We start from the raw sequence: 18,267 nt of genomic DNA, 5'->3' as shown, positions 1-18,267 counted from the left end.
CCGATCATGCGTTTCGCGAAGCGGGAAACGAGGCCGGCGGGGGGTTCCCAAACGCCTCGTGAATCCAGTTTGTAATCCGTTGCAGCGCATGGAGTTCGCTCTTTTCTTCTCGGGACCGCCGCCGCCGGTCCGTGGCATGGCTCTTGCCGATCCTGATAGGTACCTACACGAGCAAATCTCAAGCCGGGCCGGGCAAGGGGGCAAAACTCCATGGTCGTTTTCAATTACAGCGGCAAGGAAATCAACGCGAAGGTCGTTTACTACGGACCCGGTCTCTCCGGGAAGACCACCAACCTCGAGCAGATCTTCGGGCAGGTGCCCGAAACCCGCCGCGGCAAAATGGTCTCCATGAAAACCCGAAGCGACCGGACGCTCTTCTTCGATTTCCTGCCGGTGAACGCGGGACAGATCAAGGGATTCGACACCCGTTTCCTGCTTTACACCGTGCCGGGGCAGGTGCACTACAACGCCACGCGCAAACTGGTCCTCAAGGGGACCGACGCCATCATCTTCGTGGCCGATTCCGATCCGGCCCTCCGGCAGGCGAACCGGGAGAGCATGGCGAACCTGGAACAGAACCTGGCGGAATATCAGCTCTCCACGGCCAAGATCCCGGTCATCCTTCAGTTCAACAAAAGAGACCTGCCGAACGCGCTTTCGGTGGATCAATTGAACGCGGATCTGAATCCGCGGGGTTGGCCGTTCTTCGAGGCGGTCGCCGTGAAAGGAGACGGTGTGTGGGAGACGTTCCGCGCGGCGATCGACGCGCTTTTCAAGAGCCTCGAGAGGACGTTGAGCGGGGAAAACGGCGAGGCGGAGGGGGAGAAGTCCCAGGGCGGTAAAGAGACCGCCGGCGAGCTTCCCGATCCGCGCTTCGCGGGCGCCGCGGAAGCGGGAGGCCCGCGCGGACCGGGGGACGAGGTGGTCCGCGTCAGCGCTTCGATCGAGCAGTGGGCGAAAACGGGGGGAACGGCGGACGGCCGATCACGGCCCGCGGGGGAGAAGGACCATGAGAAACCGGTGCGGCGAGAGGGAGATTCCGCGGCTCTGGGGGAGGAAGGTCGGACCGGTGAACAATGTCCTGCTCCGGAGGGGCGTGTTACGCTGCATGGCCGGGTGGAGTCCTATGATGATCCGCTCTTACGGGAGGGCGCCGGCGCCGGTGCTTCTCCGGGACGATCGCCCCAGGGCGGAGTAGAAGAAAACCCCCTGGTCCGGCGGGAGCCGGGAACCGCCTTGCGGTCCGGCTCCGCGGAACGCCCCCCGGTCGCGCAAGAGACTCCCCGGGCGGAGGTCTCGACCGGATCGCCCGCCTCCGGCGTCCGCAAGGACGATGAGGAGCGCCGGGTCGTCCGCGTGCCGATCAGCCTCGACGCCGGGTCCGGAACCGTTCGGATCGAGATCGCCCTCGAGATCGCGATCCAAGATCGCCGGGAACGGGAACAGGTGAAAGAGACGGTCCTGGTTGACACGGGAGGAGAGTGGAAATAGGCTGAGAGCAGGGAGGGGTTTCCGATGATTCGTTGGAGCCTCGCGCTCTGGGTCTTGCTCCTACTCGCGATCGCGCCGGCCGCCGCCGATGAAACGGACCGGGTCTTCGCCGGCTCGTCGTCGGCGTCGCCGCCGAGCGTTTTTCGACTCCCCTCCCAATCGCTCAGCGGCATCCTCGACCCCACGAAACTCTCCCTTTCCAACAGCGTTTCCTTTGTTTACGCCTCCGGTTCCGGCCGTGCCGGGATGAGCGGCCTCTATCAAAACCGTCTCAGCTACCAGCTCGCCGATCCTCTCACGCTGACCGTTCTCCTCGGCTACGAGTACACATCTCCTCTGCGGCGCACCTTCGGCGAGCCGGACGAGGGAGGGCGCTTTCTCCCCGGTTTTACCCTCAGCTACCGCCCGAGCGACAAATTCCTCATGCGGGTCCAGTACCGGACCGTTCCCTCCCTCTATCAGGCCGGGAGTTGGGGCGAATCTCTCTGGCTGCGCGATCCCTTCGAGAACGAGTAGACCGCCGGAAACACACCTCTCCTGATCGGACCCGGGCAACGCCGGAAACCGGGGACGGGGGTCCCCCATTCCCGGAGGGCGCCGGAAGCCCTTCCACGCCGCCGGGAGGGCGGATTTCAGGGGTATGCCGGAGGCCTCGAAACTGGTATAAACAGGAGGATCCCACGAACCGGGAGGTGCCGATGGGCTTTCGCCTGTTCTCCAGAAAAGAGAGGGACAAAGAGGGCGGTCCTCTTCTTCGGAAACTCGAGCAGGAGCCCCGTAATCGGGAGCTGCTCGAGGAAGTCATTCTCTATTTCGAAGGGGAACGCCGTTACGAGAGGGCGCTCGAGTATCTGGACCGGCTGATCGATGTCGATCCGGATAATGTGTGGCTCCGCGTGCGCGCCGGCCGGCTTCTCCGCAAGGCGCGGCGTTTCGAGGAGGCGGTGGTCCGTCTCGAGGAGGCCGCGGCGGCGGCGGCGGACAACCTGGACGTGCAGCTCGGGCTGGTCAAGTCGCTGCTCGCCCTCGGCAGGATCGACGAGGCGGAACGCCTCACCCTCCACATGGTCAACGGGAACCCGGAGGTTCCCCTCTGCCACTACGCGCTCGGCATTCTCCGGGCGCGCCAGGAGAGGAACGACGACGCCATCGAGGCGTATCGTCGCGCCCTCGAGCTGGACCCCGAGTTCGCCCGCGCCCACGCGAACCTCGGCCTTCTCCACGACAGGAACGGCGACGTGGATCTTGCGCTCACCCACTTCCGGCGGGCGATCCGCGCCGAGCCGGAACGCGCGGAGTGGCACCTCAACCTCGGCGCCGTGTACGGAGAGAAGAAGATGATCCGGGAGGCGCTGGCCGAATTTCAGGAGGCGCTCCGGCTCGACCCGAAGAACGTGGAGGCCCACTTCAACATCGGCATGATCTATCACGACCAAGGCTCCTTCGAGGAGGCGATCCGCGAGTTTCGGATCGCGCTGGATGCGGAGCCGGACAACATCAAGGCGCACTATCTGCTCGGGCGCGCCTACATCCGGCGCGGTCTCTACGACCGGGCGCGGAAACAGATGAACAAAGTGCTCTCCCTCGATCCGGACAACGCCAAGGCGTTCTATTATCTGGGCGTGGCGGAGAACAAGCAGGAGAACGTGGAAGACGCGATCGCGGCGCTGGAGCACGCGATCGCGATCAACCCGGGCGACGAGCGCCCCTACTACGTGCTCGGCATCGCCTACGATAAAAAGGGGGCGGGGGATAAGGCGCGGCAGGCGTATCGAACCGCGGACAGGCTTCTGCAGGAGCGCACCCTTCCGGCGTCGGCGGTCTCCGACGGGGCGGCCTTCTCCGGGTCGAGACTCACTTTTCTCCCCGCCGAATTGGGGGGATCCGCCGGAGAGAAAGAGCCGGCGGAGTGACCCGGAACGGAATGTTTCTCTCTGAAAGAATCGGGAACGAAGGGAGCGCGATGCGCGCGGCGTGGATCATCGTTCGGCCGGGCAACCTGGCCCTTCTGGCCGCCGCCCTTCTCTTCGCCTGGTTTCTCGCCGGTGGGGGAGGGGAGGCGCGCGTCGTCGTCTTCGGGATCGCCGGCGCCGTGCTTTTGGCGGCCGGGTTCTACGTCTGGAACGACATGGACGATCGGGAGATCGACCGGGTGAACCGCCCGGAGAGACCTCTCGCGTCCGGAGCCCTCTCGATGCGGGCCGCCGGCGGGCTCCGAATCCTTCTGCTCGCTTGCGCGACCGCGGCGGGCGCCGTCGCCGGCCCGATCCCCCTCGCGGTGTTCCTTCTGTGGAGCGTTTTCCTCGTCGCGTACGAACGCGTGGGGAAGGGGCGCGGCCTTCCGGGGAATTTGATCGTGGCCGCTCTGGGCGGCTCGGCGCTTCTCTTCGGCGCCTGGCTCGGCGGAGACCCGCGGGCGGGCCTTTACCCGGCGCTCTTCGCCTTCTTCCTCCACCTGGGGCGGGAGATCGTGAAGGACGTCGCCGACCGCGAAGGGGACGGCTCCGGGCGGCGTGCCACACTGCCGCTCCGGCTCGGCGACCGCCGGGCGATCGGCGTTTCGGCCGCGCCTCTGGCGGGTCTCGTGATTCTCACGCCGATCCCCTTTCTCCTCGGCGATTACAACTGGGTTTATCTTTTCGTGTTCGCCGTCGGCGTGGATCTTCTCCTCGCGTGGGGGATGATCCGATGTTGGATCCGCCCCGATCGCGGAAACCTGGTTCGTCTCTCTCGCATCCTGAAGGGGCAGATGATCGTCGCCATGCTCGCGATTCTGCTCGGGAGTCCGTCCTGACATGGGATTCGCCGCCGCGCTCATTCTCGGATTGATTCAGGGATTAACCGAGTTTTTCCCCGTTTCCAGCTCGGGGCACCTGGTGCTGGGGCAGGCGGTGCTCGGCGTGCACGCCGAGGGCATCCTGATGGAGGTGCTCCTCCACGTCGGCACGGCGCTGGTGGTCCTCTTCTTTTACCGGGAGAAGGTGATCGACCTTCTGCGGCCGCGATTCGACCGCGCGCGAAATCGTTACCGAATCGCCATCGTCGCCGGCCTCGTCCCGACGGGATTCGCGGGCGTTTTCCTCAAGGACCGGATCGAGGAGCTTTTCGAGCGGCCCGGGCCGACGACGATCGCCTTGGCGGTGACCGGCGTGATCCTTCTGCTGACCCGCCTCGCGCCCAAACGGGAGAGGGAGCTCACCTACCGGATCGCTTTTCTGATCGGCGTCGCCCAGGCGATCGCCATCCTTCCCGGGATCTCCCGGTCCGGCGCGACCATCGCGACGGCCCTCTTTCTGGGGCTCCGGCGAAAGGAAGCGGCGGAGTTCTCCTTCCTGCTCTCGGTGCCGGCCATTCTGGGCGCCGCCCTCCTCACCGCGCGCGATCTGGGGGCCGAGGCGGCCGCCGGCGGCGTGCTTCTCCCCGCCCTCGCCGGAACGGCGGTGGCGATCCTCTCCGGATACCTGGCGCTCCGCTTTTTGGTGGGCATCGTGCTCGCGGGAAAGATCGACCGTTTCGGTTGGTACTGTCTCGCCGTCGCGGCCGCCGGCGCGGTCGCGCTCACGCTCTCCTGATCCGCCCGTGACGGAGTCCGCCGCCCGGACGCGGGGCGGCGCGCTCAGCGGATGGAAACCCATCAGAGGATTTTCTTATAGACTTCCATGGTTCGGCGTCCCGACTCCTCCCAGGAAAGCGGTCCCGACGCGGCGCGCGTCGCGGCCGCGGCCATGCGTTTCCGCTCCGATCCGTCGGAGGCGAGCCGGAGAATCTCTCGGGCGAAGGAGGCCGTGTCTCCCGCCGGCACGGCTACGCCGGCGCCCGTCTCGCGGACCGTCTCGCCGAGGGCTCCCGCGTCGCTCACCACGGCCGGGAGGCCGTGCGTGAAAGCGAGCGCGAGAACACCGCTCTGGTAGGCGCGTCTGTGAGTGAGCACGCAGAGGTCCGCCGCCCGGAGGAGGTCGCTCGCCTCATCGCCGGGGATGTAGCGGAAGTCCAGGGTCAAACGTCCGGCGCCGGCGTCGAGAGCGGCGCGGCGCGCCTCCAAGGCGGCGCCGTAGGCCGGGTCGATGGGAAGCCCCGCCACGACGATTCGAACCGGTGCGTTTCCCGCGGCGAGGAGCCCCGCCGCGTCGATGAGCGTCTCCAGCCCCTTGTAGGGTTTCACCTCACCGAAATTGACCGCTAATATTTCGTCGTCGCCGACCCCCCAGCGGCGGCGACCACGAGCGCGGGCCTCCGGGTTGGGATCGGGCGGCGGCTCGCATCCATGCGGCACGACCCAGACTTTTTCCGCCGCCTCCGGGTAGAGCCGGATGAAATCCTCGCGGTTGGCTGCGCCGTGCACGATCACCGCCGCCGCGCGCGTGTAGAGCCGGTCCATGCTTCGGCGCATCCACGACGAGTCGCCCCCCTCTTCACCGGCTCGCGACCCCAGGTCTTCCACGTTGTGGCAGGTGATGACGAGACGCGTTCCATCCGTTCCCATTCGGAGAAGGTGCCGCGCTTCCCACCAGAATAGAATCTCTTGCGTGTGAATCACCGAGGGGCGCTCGCGCCGCACCCACGCCGTCGCCCGCCTGTACGATCGGTCATACCGCAGGAAACGGGTGATTCTTTCCGCCGGCCGGAGAAGCCGTTCGCCGGGGGTCAGGGAACGATTGTCCCTCGCTCCCACGTCCCAGAGGTGGAAGAGGGGCTCCCATCGATAGGCGCGCGGAAGATCGCGGAGTTCGAAACGGCTCGACGTGAGCAGGGAACAACGATCGACCCGAGGCGCCACCGCGTTCGCCAGGTTGTGGGTGTAGCGGCCGATGCCGCGCATGCCGAGCGGATGAAGTAGAGCGACGTGCATCCTCCGCCTCCCCGGACTGTGTGGTCGGCGCGAGCCGCCGCCCACTTTCCCGGCCGCCATCCTAGCATTCAAGCCGGTGGGGCGCCTACCCTTTCCAGAGTCCTCCGGTTCCTTCGCGCCCAGCCCCCGCGTCCCCATCCCCACGCGATCCTCTCCCGTTCGGGCGAAGGGCACCGTTTCCCCCGATCCGGCGATCCGTCACCTTTTCCCGTCGCTTGATCGTCACGGCGCGGCCGCCGCGGAGAAAGGGAGCAAAGTCGAGCCGCCCCTTTGCGGTTGACAGAAACGGCGAGGACGGGTAGGCTTAACATGTTCTGGTTATTGGCGATAGGCACGGCTACCTCCCGGAACCGGCCGTGCTCCCGGCTTCGCCTCCCGCGGAGAGCGGGAACCGGCCGATCCCCAGGCCGGTGGAAAAGGAAACAGGGAAAGGAACGGTCGTCCCCATGGTTCGGACAGCACGAAACCTCGCCATCTGGATTCTTCTCGCGATTCCCGCCCTCGCGGCGGCGGTCGACTTCGACGCCATTGAAACGCTGACCAGTCCGGCCCAGAAGGTCGACGCCTATGAGGCGCTCCTCGGCGTGGACGCGGATTCCGCAGAGATCCTCTTTAAGCTGGGGAACGCGTACTACGACATGCAGCTGCACGACGAGGCGATTGAAAGGTACCGGCGCTCGCTCCGGGCCGCCGCCGATCTTCCGGTGCTCGTGAACCTGACCTACGTGCTGGCCGAACTCAATCGGCGGGAAGAGGCGGACAAGGCTTTCCGCGATTTCCTCGCCGCCCGGCCTCTCGATCCTCTCGCCCGCGCCTTCTACGCCGATTTCCTCGCGGAAAGCGGCGAGATCGCCGCGGAACCGGAGGAGAGGCAAAAGGAGACTCAGCGGGCCGCGGAGGAGTACAGGCGCGCCCTGGAGATCGATCCCCGCTGCGTGGAGGCGCGATTCGGCTTCGGCGTCCTCTTCGCCCGGGCCGGAATCTTCGAGGAGGCGATTCGCGAGTGGAAGCGGGCTTTGGAAACGGACCCGCGCCACCGCCTGGCGAGCCGGCTCCGCGTCAACATCTCCGACGCGGAACGGCGGCTCGGCCGTTGACGGACCGGGAAGGCGTCTGTACAGTTTTTCCGTACATCCCCATGGAATCCGATCGTGAACTGCGCTTCTTTCAGGGAGGGAAGACGAGAAATGAAAACCGGTAAGCGTCGAGCATTGCTCTTCGCCGTTCTCTTCGCCGCCGCGGCGCTCCTTTTCGCCGCCTGCCAGCAGGTGCACGAGGACGTGATGGAGTTCGAGAAGGACGGCACCGTGGACGAGGACACCAGGGTGACCCGCCTGATGAACAGCGGCAAGCACTACCTGGACAGCGAACTCTACTCCCAGGCGGAGGAGGCTTATCGCGAGGTGGTGCGGATCCAGCCGGACAACAAGGTGGCCTACACCAACCTCGCTTTCGCGGTGCGCGCCCAGGAGCGTTACGACGAGGCTTTTGAGCTTTATCAACGTTACACGGCTAAATTCCCCGACGACGCGGACGGATTCGCCCGTCTCGCCGCGGCGTACGCGGATCGCGAAGACTACGCCAACGCCGCCGTCCAGATCCAGCGGGCGATCCAGGTCGATCCGGAGGATACCCGGCTTCAGACCGACCTCGCCTTCTATTACGAGAAGGAGGAGCGCTGGGAAGAGGCGCAGGTCGCATACGAGAAGGCGCTCGAGGCGGAGCCGGACAACGAGGACATCCAGCAGAAGCTGTCGGCGATCTACAACAAGCTCGGCAAAACCGACGAGCTGCTCGCCTCTCAGGAAACCCTTTTGGCGAAGGACCCGGAAAACGCCCGACTCATGAAGAACGTCGCCCGGCTGCGCGTCGAGATGGAGGATTTCGGCGGCGCCGCGGAACTCTACGCCCGCCTCGCCGACCTGGAGCCGGACAACGCCAACTGGGTGCGGAGCCTCGCCGTCGCCAACCTGCACACCGGGGACACCCTCGCCGCGGCGGGCGCCTACGAGCGTCTGATTCAGCAGGACCCGTCCAGCTCGGAGGCTTTCATCCGGCTCGCCGATCTGCAGGCGAGCGACAAGATCAAGAACCTGAGCGGGGCGATTCAGAACGTGAGCCGCGGTCTCGAGCTGAACCCGAACAACGCCCGGGGTTGGTGCGTCTGGGGCGACATCCTGGAGAAACAGAAGAAGTACGAGCAGGCGATCGCCAAGTTCGAGAAGGCGGTCACTCTGAGCGATCCGATCTGGTCCCCTTACGCGGAACGCCAGATTCCGAGGCAGGAGCAGCTGATCGAGCGGGAAGACGCTCTCCGGCGGAAGGCGGAATACGAGAAGCTCGAGGAATACGGCGACTGATCCGACCGTTTCGGCGGAAGACTCCCGCCGCGGGTTGCATGCCCCGCCTCTTCGGGAGGCGGGGCTTTTCTTCGGACGCACCAGGAAATCGGAATGAGCGGTGAAAGCGAAAACCGGATGCCCGGAGCGGGGGAACGGGTCGCCGTCGCCCTGAGCGGGGGGGTGGACAGCTCCGCCGCCGCCTGGCTTCTCCGCGAGGCGGGATGCCGGACCGTCGCCTTCACCATCCGCCATCTCTGCGGCGCCGAAGGAGAGGGCGGACCGGAAGAGGACTCGCTCGGCGGCGCGGCGCGCGTCGCGGAGGCGCTCGGGATTCCGCACCACGTGCTGGACGCGCGCGAGATCTTCCGGGACGAAGTGATGGAGCCCTTCCGCCGGGAGTATCTCGCCGGACGCACACCGAACCCCTGCGTGGTTTGCAACCGGAGCATCAAGTTCGGGGTTCTTCTGCGCGAGGTTCTGGACGGGGGCTTCGACCGGCTCGCCACGGGGCACCACGCTCGCCTCGCCGGGCCGGAGGGCGGTCTCCGGATCCGGCGCGCGGCCGATCTCTCCAAAGACCAGTCCTACGTGCTCTGGGCGATCGGCGCCGCGGCGCTCCCGCGCCTCGCCTTTCCCGTCGGCGGGCTTGCGAAGGCGGAGGTGCGGAGGATCGCAGCCGCGGCCGGGCTCCCCGCCGTCGACCGTCCCGAGAGCCAGGACGTCTGCTTTCTCGGGACGGGCGATCTCCCCGGCTTCCTCGGCGAACCGCGGCCCGGTCCGATCATGGACGGGGCGGGGACGCGCATCGGCACGCACCGCGGGGCCGCGTGCTACACCATCGGCCAGAGAAAGGGTCTCGGCGTCGCCGCCGGCGAGCCTCTCTACGTGGTGGAGACGGACACCCGCCTGAACGTGATTCGTCTCGGACGGGAGGAGGAGCTTTTCGCCTCCGCCGCGATCCTCGGCGACGAGAACTTCCACGCCCCGGAGGAGGAAGCGCTTCGTGGCGAGGTGCTCGTGAAGATCCGTTACCGACACGAGCCCTCGGCCGCCCTCCTCCGCCGCGACGATCGGGGCCGCCTGCGGGTTCTCTTCCACAAGCCACAGAGGGCGGTCACCCCCGGCCAGTCCGCCGTCTTCTATCGCGGCGACACACTCCTCGGCGGCGCCGTGATCGACGCCGCGCTCCGTTCTTGACACCTCCCTTCCGCCGCTGCTACTGATCGGATTTTAGTGAAGCGACGGCCGGGCGCGGACGCCTGTTTCCTTCCCGGCGAGGAGGTGACCTTGAAACGGGACGATCTGCTGAAAAGGGTGAAGGAGGACGAGGTCGAGATCGTCGCCCTCCAGTTCACCGACATTCTCGGCACGACGAAGAGCGTCAGCATCCCCACCGGGCGTCTCCCGGAAGCGCTGGACCGGGGGATCTGGTTCGACGGTTCCTCCATCGAGGGGTTCGCCAGGATCTATGAATCCGACATGGTGCTCCGGCCGGACCGGCGCACCTACAGCGTGCTCCCCTGGACGCCTTCGGGGGCGCGCACGGCGCGGATCATCTGCGACATCCACCGGCCCGACGGCTCCCCCTTCCCGGGAGACCCTCGATACGTGCTCCGGCGGATGATGGAGCGGGCCGCATCGATGGGAGTCGTCTACAACGCCGGCCCCGAGCTGGAGTTTTTCCTCTTCAAGAAGAACGCCGACGACAAGCCGCGGCGGATGGATTTCCCTCTCCGGCCGGTGCCGCACGACGTGGGGGGGTACTTCGATTTTTCCCCTCTCGATCTCGCTTCGGCGGTGCAGGCGGAGATCATGCGTTACGCCTCCTCCCTCGGCATGCACGCGGAGAGCGCGCATCACGAGGTGGCGATGGCGCAGCACGAGATCGACATCGAGTACGCCGACGCCCTCACCTCGGCGGACAACGTGATCACCCTCCGTTACACGATCCGCGCCGTGGCGGCGGCGCACGGTCTCTACGCGACCTTCATGCCCAAGCCGATCCAGGGGGAGAACGGGTCGGGGATGCACGTCCACCAATCCCTCTTCGATCGGGAGGGGAAGAGCGCCTTCTTCGACGCCGATGACCGCTACCGCCTCTCGCCGGCGGCGTACCGTTTCATCGCCGGGCAGCTCGCCCACGCCCGCGCCTTCGCCGCGGTGGTCGCGCCTACGGTGAACTCCTACAAGCGGCTGACGCCGGGTTACGAAGCGCCGGTCTATGTCTGCTGGGGCCGCGTCAACCGGTCCGCGCTGATCCGCGTGCCGAGCTACTCGCCGGGACGGGAACAGTCGACGCGCGCCGAACTCCGCTGTCCGGACCCGAGCGCGAATCCCTATCTCGCCTTCGCGGTGATGCTCGCCGCCGGCCTGGACGGAATCGAAAAGGAGATGAACGCGCCGGAACCGGTGGAGGAGGACGTCTACGATCTGGACGACGCGGCCCTCTCCCGGAGCGGGATCCAATCCCTCCCGATGACCCTGGGCGGCGCGCTCCGCGCCCTCGCCGGGGACGATGTCATACGCGAGGCGCTCGGCGAGCACGTCTACGACGCCTTCACCCGCGCCAAAACCGCCGAGTGGGAGGAATACCGTAATTACGTCACCGGCTGGGAGCTGGAGCGTTATCTGGAGAAGCTGTAGGGCGGGCTCGATCGCGATAAAAAAAAGGCCGGACCGGCCGATTGGCTCCGGGGTTCGCTTGCCGGGGGGGCGGACGACCTTCGAACAGTTTCCCAACTGCCTGCATGGGAGGTAAGGAAGGTGTCGAGGACGTTCTCCTCGCCCCGGCGGCGTCCCGTCGCGTCGACCAGGTCCGGCGTCTTCCGGTCCATCGACAGGTTTCGTCGTCGCAATAACCAGTCTATCCCAAACAGCGCCTCCCGGCCAAGCCCCTCGTGGATTTTCTTGGAACATCACAGAGCCCGGCGCTCTAATTCTATTATTGACAGTTGGTTAGGTCTTGCCCGTCCCGTCGCTCCTTTCCCTTTTCATCCACTCCGCCGGCCCCTTTTCCTCCCCGTGCCGGGGACGCTGAAATGCCTTTTCCCGTTATCCTTTTTCTTGGCAAGAAGATAGGTGGGCGGGATTGGGGGCCCGTCCCCCGAAAACCTGGAAATTAAACGTAACTTGTTTCTAATGAATCGGTTATTCGCTTTCTTGATGCCGGAGGAAGGAAGGGAGGGGGGATCGTGCGCCGCCGTTTCTCTAGAGTTTCGCCAGAGAGACACGGAATGTCTCTCCTTGGTTCGTCCAGGGGACGCCACTCGTGGAGAGGACCGGGATGACCGCGAAGATCTGAATCTTCTCGGCAGGGCCCTTTCCGTGTCCGAAGTAGCACCCGTGAAGGAGCGCTTTCATCTCTTTCTCCGCAGCGTATTTCAGCACCGACGAATCGAAGGGGCGAAGCACCCTCCTCTGTTCCGCCCCCAAGGGGATCACGAGCGGAGAGAGCCAGCCGTCCTGTATGTCGTACACGACGGTGAAGAGGGAGTCGGACATCCACGTTTCGCCGTTCCACTCGACGAGTATCCGCGTGGAATCGGGAAAGCACCATTCCCTGCACTCCGCCTGGAAACGGAGGATCAGGCGGTCTTCCTCCGTCAGGGGATAGAGGACATAGCAGGCGACGGCGTAGTTGAACCGCCGGATCTGATTCCCGAGGATCCTGTCCGGCCCGGAGCGCACGATCCTCTCGAAGAGATCCGCGCGCGTGAAGACACCGTGGCAGCAGATGTCCACCGCCTCGATCTCCTCGACGACCGGAACGGTCTGCCCGGCCGCCCGGCCGGGATGGAATACGGCGAGAAAAAACAACGGCCCAAACAAGACGGGAATGGATCTTCGAGGAATCATCTTTCTTTCCCCCGGTGGCGATCCCCACTCGTTTTCATCCGGAGGCCGCCGGCGATCCCCGGACGCTTTCAACTTACACGGGGAAGGCGTTTTCGCCCAGCCGTCGGGAGCGTAAAGCTGAAGGGTGAGGCGTGGATGTTGTGGACGTACTTTCGCCTCCCATCATTTGTAGGGGGCTGGGCGAGGCCCTCCCTTGTGTTTATAGTAAAAGTATTCGAACGAGCGGCCCGGGATTCCGTAAAAACGGCGTGGACAGGGGAAAGAAAAATGGAAATAAAAGGAATCGGACGCGGGAACTTGGACGCTCCATATTCGCCGGAGAACGTAGCGCAAGAGGCGCCCGTCTCGAACCGGATGAACGCCTGCCTCGCCGTTCTCATTTTCCTGTGCTTTTTGTTGTCGACGAGCACTGGAGCGGAAGAATCGCGAGGTCGCGCGATTCTAGCCGGAGCCAAGAAGCAGATCGGCGTCGTCGCATGGGATAGAACAATGGGCTACTATCGTTCCCCCGGAGAGGGAGTGTGTACGGATGTCGTTTTGGATGCCTTCTTTTCCGCGGGGATCGATCTGCGGACTCTTCTCGCCGAGGACATCCGCGCGCACAGGGAAGAATACCCATTCGCGGAGGGGAACTCCATTGACGCCAGGAGGGCGCGCGTTCTCGTGGATTGGTTTCGGCGGCATTGGGAGCCCCTACCGTTGGATCGTGACTTCCTTCCGGGCGATGTCGTTTTCTACACCGGAACCTACCGCTCGGACGGCGTCGCCGATCATGTGGGGATCGTCTCCGACAAAAGCTCCTCCGAGGGCGTTCCCCTGATCATCGATAACTTCCCCGACCCGGGATATGTGAGCGAAACAGCGGACGTCTTCTGCGCCGAAATGATCGGACACTTCCGTGTTCGCTCCGAAGGGAATTCCGATACCGGGTCGCCCGAGTGATGCCGCATCCGCATGACCGGAAGAACACCGAATCAGACCACGGCGTTGCGGCGAAGGGCAGAAGGGCCCTTGACCTCCCAACCCATTGCGCTACAATACCCAGTGACCCCCGGAGGGATGGCCGAGTGGTTGAAGGCGGCGGTCTTGAAAACCGTTAACCGAAAGGTTCGTGGGTTCGAATCCTACTCCCTCCGCCAGAATCGGAATGAGGTTGATCCGGCAGAAGGCCCATCGCGCGGAGAGGTGCGTGAGTGGCTGAAACGAACCGCCTGCTAAGCGGTTGAGGGGCTTAACCCCCCTCCGAGGGTTCGAATCCCTCCCTCTCCGCCAGCTTATCGGGAGGGGCGTCCCGCCGGGGCGCCCCTTTCACTCGTGAGGTGCGGCGCTGGAAAACGTGCGGACCTTCTATCTCGCCATCGCCCTGCTGATCGGGGTGCTCGTCTTCGGCACCCTCGGCTATATGCTCATCGAGAGCCTCCCGGTGCTGGACGCCGTCTACATGACGGTGATCACCATCGCGACCGTCGGCTTCCAGGAGATCAAGGAGGGGGGGCTCTCCCCGGCCGGCCGGGTCTTCACCATTTTCGTGATCTTCCTGGCGATCGGCGTCGGGACGTACGGGATCGGGTCGATCTTCGCCTTCATCGTCGAGGGGCGGCTGCGCCACGCGATTCGGAGGAAGCGGATGCGGAAAGAGATCGAAAACCTGGCGGACCATTACGTGATCGCCGGGATCGGCAAAACGGGGTGGGAGGTGGTCGCCGAACTGGAGAGGATCGGCGAGCCCTACGTGGTGATCGACATCGACGATGCCAAGATCGGAAGGCTCAACGCCGCCTTTCCGAAGGCGCTCGCCATCGTCGGCAACGCCACGGAGGAGAGCGCGCTGGAGGAGGCGGGGATCCGCAACGCACGGGCGATGATCTGCGCGCTTCCCGATGACGCGGAGAACATCGTGGCGGTGCTGACGGCGCGGGGACTCAAGCTGGACCTTCTGGTCATCAGCCGCGGTGTGGACGAGGAATCGATCCGCAAGCTGCGGCGCGCCGGCGCGGACCAGGTGATCCTGCCGGCGCAGATCGCCGGCATCCGGATGGCGAGCTTCGCCGTTCGCCCCCACATCTGCGATTTCCTCGATTTCGTGACCCGCGGGAAGGACGTGACCCTACGAATGGAGGAGGTCGTTCTCGCGCGGGACGCGGTTTTGGCGGGGAAGGCGCTCCGGGACTCGAGGATCCGCGAGGAATCGGGGGCGATCGTGATCGGCGTCCGCCACAAGGAGAACATGATCATCAATCCCCCGGTGGACCTCGTTCTCGGCGCCGGCGACACGTTGATCCTTCTCGGCACGGAGGACCAGCTCGCGAATCTCTACCGTTATATGAAGGTGGAGCGGTAGAGGAGAGGCGCCTTCGCGCGGAGCGCGGTTCTCTTCTTCCCGCAAATAAAAACCGCCCGCTCATGCCGAGCGGGCGGTTTCACGTCTACGCCCAGGAGGACTCGAACCCCCAACCTTCTGGTCCGTAGCCAGACGCTCTGTCCAGTTGAGCTATGGGCGCGAAGATTCGCGTGTCGCGAAGGGTCAGGATAGTCCAATCCGCGGGAATCGACAAGAATAAATAGGGACAGCCACCGATTATCCACTCGCTATCATAGGTGACCGCCCCTATTTAGAAAGCGGTTTATTCGTTGTGGGGGAAGGGGTAAGGTCGGGTCGGAGCGGGACGTGTCCGACGGGAAATCGGGCTCGGTCCGACGGGAGACCCGATGAAAGAGAGGGACGGCAGCAAGGGGAAGGGAGGGGGGCGCGCGTGGCTTTTCCTCCCCGCCTGGGTCGCGGGAGCGCTCTTCGCCTGGCGTTTCCGCTTCGTCTGCGACGACGCGTACATCTCTTTCCGCTACGCCCGCAACCTGGCGTGCGGCCACGGCCTCCGCTATAGCCCGGGCGAGAATCCTCCCGTCGAGGGTTACAGCAACTTCCTCTGGGTGCTGATCTGCGCGCTCTTCGAGAGGGCCGGCGCGGCGATCACCCTCTGGCCGCCGCTCCTCTCCGCCGCATGCGCCTCGGCGCTCCTCTTTCTCCTCTTCGACCGCCTCCGCCGGCGCCTGGGCGCGGGGGATTTCCCCTCCTTCGCCGCGACCCTCGCCCTCGCCCTCTTCCCCCCCTTCGCGGTCTGGTCGACGGGGGGGCTCGCGACGATGCCCTTCGCCCTCCTCCTCTTCCTTCTCTTCGACAGGCTCTTCCTCGCGGAGAGGCCGGACGGGGTCGGCGCCGGCGCCACCGGCGTTCTCCTCGCGCTTGTGCGCGTCGAGGGAGGAGGATGGGCGGCGATCCTTTTCGTGCTCGCCCTGCTCGTTCGCGGACGGAAGGGGGGCTCCCGTCCGATCCTCGTCGCGGCGGCGGCGACGGCCGTGACCATCGCGGCGCACCTCGCCTGGCGCTTCTCCTACTACGGATCGATCACGCCCAACACGCTGGTCGCCAAGGGGGCGCTCGACGCGGTCCGTCTCGGCCGCGGCTTCGACTACGTCGCCACCTTTCTGCTCACCTTCCTGACGCCCATCGCGCTCCTCTTCGCCCTCCCCGCGGCGCTCCGCCGGGAGAGGCGCGGGATCGGCTTTCCGGCGGCGGCGCTCGCCTTCGCCTTCCCGGTCTACGCGGTTCTCGCCACGGGAGACTTCATGAGCATGGGGCGATTCCTCGTCCCCGGCCTCCCCTTCGGCGCGCTCCTTTTCGCTCTCGCGCTCGCCGATCTGCGGCGTTCCCCCCGCCGAAACGCGCGGATCGCGGCGCCGGTCTTGGCGGGGGCGGTGATCGTCGTCGGCGCGCTCCCCGCCTGGAACGTCCATCTCGTTCCCCACGAAGCGCGCGCCCGGTTCCAGTTCCGGCGCGCCCAGGAGAGCGAATTCGAGCATTGGGAGCTGACGAAGAGAAAGGCGGCGATTTGGTCCGAGGAGGGACGGGCGCTCCGGCGTTACCTGGAGGAGAGGCCCCACGCGGACCCGCGGCCCTCCTTCGTCTGCGGGACCATCGGCGCCCGAGGGTATTATTCGGACGTGTATATTTATGACACGCACGGATTGGTGACGCCCGAGGTGGCCCGCCGGCCCGTGGCGCCGGACGAGCCCCTCCAGCCGCCCGGCCACGACAAGCGTGTGCCGGAAACTTACTTTCTCAAGGACCGGCCGACGGTGTTCGACATGCGGATCGTCCGGGCGCTGAAGCCGCGCGCCCTCCTGCGGGAGTGCCTCGCCTATCGGGAGGAACTCCGGGCCGCCGGCCTGGAGCTTCCCTACCTGGTCGACTTCGCCCCTCTGGGGGAGACGGACACGGAGGGGCGCCGGGATTACGTATTGGTTTGGGTGCGCGCCCCGGAGGGGGCCGACCCGGACGCGGCGTGGGAGGATCTTCGGGACCGCGCGTTGAAGAGGAAGTGAGCAGGGGAGGGATTCGGTTTTTCGCTACCGGATACCTCCTCACTTCGTTCGGAGAGAATCTGGTAACGAAAGGGACGGATCCCCTTCCGCCGCCCGCCCGCCTACTCCAGAACCCAGATGTCGAATGTGCCGTCGCGGTCGCTGGCGAAGGCGATGCGCGTTCCGTCCGGCGACCAGGCCGGCTCGAGGTCGGAGGCGAAGTGGTTGGTGACGATCTTTTTGTCGCCCGTCGCCGGGTCGAGCGCCCAGAGGTCCCAGTTGCCGTTCCTATAGTAAGCGTAAACGAGGAGACGTCCGCCGGGCGCGTACTCCGGGTCGACCTCGCGCGCCGCCGGGTCGTTGCCTCCGGGGACCGCCACGAGCGTCAGGGAAGGAGGCGTCACGGACCAGAGATCCAAGCCGCCGTTCTGATTTCCCGTGAAGACGAGTGACGATCCATTCGGCGTCCAGACCGCCGAGGACTCGGCCGAGGCGGCGGAGGTCCTCTGCTCGGCGACGCCCGCCGCCGAGCCGCCGCTCATCGGCATCGTGTAGATGTTCCAGTTGCCGTCGCGGATGGAGTGGAAGGCGATCGACGTCCCGCTCGACGACCAGGCCGGGCCGCGGTCGTGGCTCCCGTTCGTGGTCACCTGCGTGGCGGCGCCTCCCGACGTTCCCACTGTCCAGATGTCCCAGTTCCCGCTCCGGTCCGACGCGAAGGCGATCACGCTCCCGAAAGGAGCCCAGTCGGGTGAGCGGTCCTCGTTCGGCGAGTCGGTGATCCGCGCCGCCGCGCCGGCCGATACGGCCGTCGTCCAGATGTCCCGGTTGCCGCCGTCCCCCTCGGAGACGAAGGCGATCGATGCGCCGTCCGGCGACCAGGACGGCTCCCTTTCGGTGTCCGCCTGATCGCCCGCGGAGGCGAGCTTGGAGAAGCGGATCGCCCGCAGGAAGACGGTCACTTTCTTCGTCCCCGTCACGCCGCCCCCATCCTCGGCGCGCACGGTGACCTCCATTTCCGCGCCGTCCTCGAAGAGAAGGGAGGGGACATAGACGTTGAAGGGGGATTGGGAGGCGGCGCCCATCTCCACGCCGTCCAATTCGACGCGGATCGAGGCGATCCCCTCCGGATCGGCGGCGCTCCCGATCACCCGGAAGCCGACAGGCGAGAGGGTGTCCCCCTCGGCGGGGGAGGAGATCACGATCGACGGCGCCCCGTCCGGTTCGGCCGGGTTTTCGTGGTGACCGCAAAAAAGAACGAAAAGAGTGAAAAGAGGCCAAAGCCGGGCGATCGGGACGATTCCTCGCGTGCGCGCGAACGGGCGTTCCTGTTTCATGATTGAATCAACCTCCCTCGGGTTGACTTCCCTC

General features: G+C 65.8%; 14 protein-coding genes, 3 tRNA genes and 1 pseudogene. 14 read left to right on the top strand and 4 right to left on the bottom strand.

The annotated features are described in order from the left end of the window. The first annotated feature begins 210 nt into the window (after positions 1–210). From JW958_14755 to JW958_14735, 5 genes and pseudogenes are all read left to right on the top strand, one after another. A pseudogene (locus JW958_14755) lies at positions 211–753 on the top strand (GTPase domain-containing protein). 762 nt (positions 754–1,515) lie between these two features. Further along, the gene (locus tag JW958_14750; protein MBN1827505.1) at positions 1,516–2,007 is read left to right on the top strand and encodes a hypothetical protein; all 492 of its coding nucleotides are present in this window, start codon (positions 1,516–1,518) and stop codon (positions 2,005–2,007) included. 182 nt (positions 2,008–2,189) lie between these two features. Beyond that, positions 2,190–3,404, top strand: coding sequence for a tetratricopeptide repeat protein (locus JW958_14745; protein ID MBN1827504.1), 1,215 nt, complete (start codon positions 2,190–2,192; stop codon positions 3,402–3,404). A 50-nt stretch (positions 3,405–3,454) separates the two neighbouring features. Beyond that, positions 3,455–4,285: a geranylgeranylglycerol-phosphate geranylgeranyltransferase gene (locus JW958_14740; GenBank protein ID MBN1827503.1), complete on the top strand. Its 831-nt coding sequence runs from the start codon at positions 3,455–3,457 to the stop codon at positions 4,283–4,285. Position 4,286: 1 nt separating this feature from the next. Further along, on the top strand, positions 4,287–5,063 hold the full coding sequence (locus JW958_14735) for an undecaprenyl-diphosphate phosphatase (GenBank protein ID MBN1827502.1): 777 nt from the start codon (positions 4,287–4,289) through the stop codon (positions 5,061–5,063). Between the two features lie 62 nt (positions 5,064–5,125). Here JW958_14735 and JW958_14730 read toward each other — a convergent pair whose 3' ends face one another. Then, positions 5,126–6,340: a glycosyltransferase family 4 protein gene (locus tag JW958_14730; GenBank protein MBN1827501.1), complete on the bottom strand. Its 1,215-nt coding sequence runs from the start codon at positions 6,338–6,340 to the stop codon at positions 5,126–5,128. Positions 6,341–6,786: 446 nt separating this feature from the next. Here JW958_14730 and JW958_14725 point away from each other — a divergent pair, with 446 nt between their 5' ends. From JW958_14725 to glnA, 4 genes are all read left to right on the top strand, one after another. After that, positions 6,787–7,437, top strand: coding sequence for a tetratricopeptide repeat protein (locus JW958_14725; protein MBN1827500.1), 651 nt, complete (start codon positions 6,787–6,789; stop codon positions 7,435–7,437). A 90-nt stretch (positions 7,438–7,527) separates the two neighbouring features. Beyond that, positions 7,528–8,700, top strand: coding sequence for a tetratricopeptide repeat protein (locus JW958_14720; GenBank protein ID MBN1827499.1), 1,173 nt, complete (start codon positions 7,528–7,530; stop codon positions 8,698–8,700). A 93-nt stretch (positions 8,701–8,793) separates the two neighbouring features. Beyond that, on the top strand, positions 8,794–9,879 hold the full coding sequence (gene mnmA, locus JW958_14715; protein ID MBN1827498.1) for a tRNA 2-thiouridine(34) synthase MnmA: 1,086 nt from the start codon (positions 8,794–8,796) through the stop codon (positions 9,877–9,879). Between the two features lie 90 nt (positions 9,880–9,969). Continuing rightward, complete coding sequence (gene glnA, locus JW958_14710; protein MBN1827497.1) at positions 9,970–11,325, top strand: type I glutamate--ammonia ligase; 1,356 nt, start codon at positions 9,970–9,972, stop codon at positions 11,323–11,325. A 564-nt stretch (positions 11,326–11,889) separates the two neighbouring features. Here glnA and JW958_14705 read toward each other — a convergent pair. After that, on the bottom strand, positions 11,890–12,537 hold the full coding sequence (locus tag JW958_14705) for a hypothetical protein (GenBank protein ID MBN1827496.1): 648 nt from the start codon (positions 12,535–12,537) through the stop codon (positions 11,890–11,892). 489 nt (positions 12,538–13,026) lie between these two features. On the opposite strand from JW958_14705, the gene JW958_14700 reads away from it, so the two are divergent. The 4 genes from JW958_14700 to JW958_14685 all read left to right on the top strand — a co-directional run bounded on the left by JW958_14700 (position 13,027) and on the right by JW958_14685 (position 14,878). Then, on the top strand, positions 13,027–13,479 hold the full coding sequence (locus JW958_14700; GenBank protein ID MBN1827495.1) for a DUF1287 domain-containing protein: 453 nt from the start codon (positions 13,027–13,029) through the stop codon (positions 13,477–13,479). Positions 13,480–13,590: 111 nt separating this feature from the next. Further along, positions 13,591–13,676 (top strand) — tRNA-Ser (locus JW958_14695). Between the two features lie 40 nt (positions 13,677–13,716). Then, positions 13,717–13,809: transfer RNA gene (locus JW958_14690), tRNA-Ser, on the top strand. 64 nt (positions 13,810–13,873) lie between these two features. After that, a complete protein-coding gene (locus tag JW958_14685; GenBank protein ID MBN1827494.1) occupies positions 13,874–14,878 on the top strand; it encodes a potassium channel protein in 1,005 nt (334 codons plus the stop codon). Between the two features lie 86 nt (positions 14,879–14,964). Here the strand turns inward: JW958_14685 and JW958_14680 are convergent. Next, a tRNA-Arg gene (locus tag JW958_14680) sits at positions 14,965–15,038 on the bottom strand. 208 nt (positions 15,039–15,246) lie between these two features. On the opposite strand from JW958_14680, the gene JW958_14675 reads away from it, so the two are divergent. After that, complete coding sequence (locus tag JW958_14675) at positions 15,247–16,917, top strand: hypothetical protein (protein MBN1827493.1); 1,671 nt, start codon at positions 15,247–15,249, stop codon at positions 16,915–16,917. 101 nt (positions 16,918–17,018) lie between these two features. On the opposite strand, the gene JW958_14670 is transcribed toward JW958_14675, so the two are convergent. Further along, on the bottom strand, positions 17,019–18,233 hold the full coding sequence (locus JW958_14670; GenBank protein ID MBN1827492.1) for a PD40 domain-containing protein: 1,215 nt from the start codon (positions 18,231–18,233) through the stop codon (positions 17,019–17,021). Positions 18,234–18,267 lie beyond the last annotated feature (34 nt).

The organism is Candidatus Eisenbacteria bacterium (assembly GCA_016930695.1).
In the GTDB taxonomy this organism is placed as follows: Bacteria; Orphanbacterota; Orphanbacteria; order Orphanbacterales; family Orphanbacteraceae; genus JAFGGD01.
The sequence above is the reverse complement of the archived record's forward strand: the minus strand, read 5'-3'. Positions and strand labels throughout refer to the sequence as shown.

Coding starts and splice junctions, on each gene's coding strand:
- JW958_14700 (MBN1827495.1), top strand. CDS start 13,027: ATGGGCTACTATCGTTCCCCCGGAGAGGGAGTGTGTACGGATGTCGTT.
- JW958_14730 (MBN1827501.1), bottom strand. CDS start 6,340: ATGCACGTCGCTCTACTTCATCCGCTCGGCATGCGCGGCATCGGCCGC.
- JW958_14705 (MBN1827496.1), bottom strand. CDS start 12,537: ATGATTCCTCGAAGATCCATTCCCGTCTTGTTTGGGCCGTTGTTTTTT.
- JW958_14725 (MBN1827500.1), top strand. CDS start 6,787: ATGGTTCGGACAGCACGAAACCTCGCCATCTGGATTCTTCTCGCGATT.
- JW958_14740 (MBN1827503.1), top strand. CDS start 3,455: ATGCGCGCGGCGTGGATCATCGTTCGGCCGGGCAACCTGGCCCTTCTG.
- JW958_14745 (MBN1827504.1), top strand. CDS start 2,190: ATGGGCTTTCGCCTGTTCTCCAGAAAAGAGAGGGACAAAGAGGGCGGT.
- JW958_14670 (MBN1827492.1), bottom strand. CDS start 18,233: ATGAAACAGGAACGCCCGTTCGCGCGCACGCGAGGAATCGTCCCGATC.
- JW958_14735 (MBN1827502.1), top strand. CDS start 4,287: ATGGGATTCGCCGCCGCGCTCATTCTCGGATTGATTCAGGGATTAACC.
- JW958_14720 (MBN1827499.1), top strand. CDS start 7,528: ATGAAAACCGGTAAGCGTCGAGCATTGCTCTTCGCCGTTCTCTTCGCC.
- JW958_14675 (MBN1827493.1), top strand. CDS start 15,247: ATGAAAGAGAGGGACGGCAGCAAGGGGAAGGGAGGGGGGCGCGCGTGG.
- JW958_14750 (MBN1827505.1), top strand. CDS start 1,516: ATGATTCGTTGGAGCCTCGCGCTCTGGGTCTTGCTCCTACTCGCGATC.
- mnmA (MBN1827498.1), top strand. CDS start 8,794: ATGAGCGGTGAAAGCGAAAACCGGATGCCCGGAGCGGGGGAACGGGTC.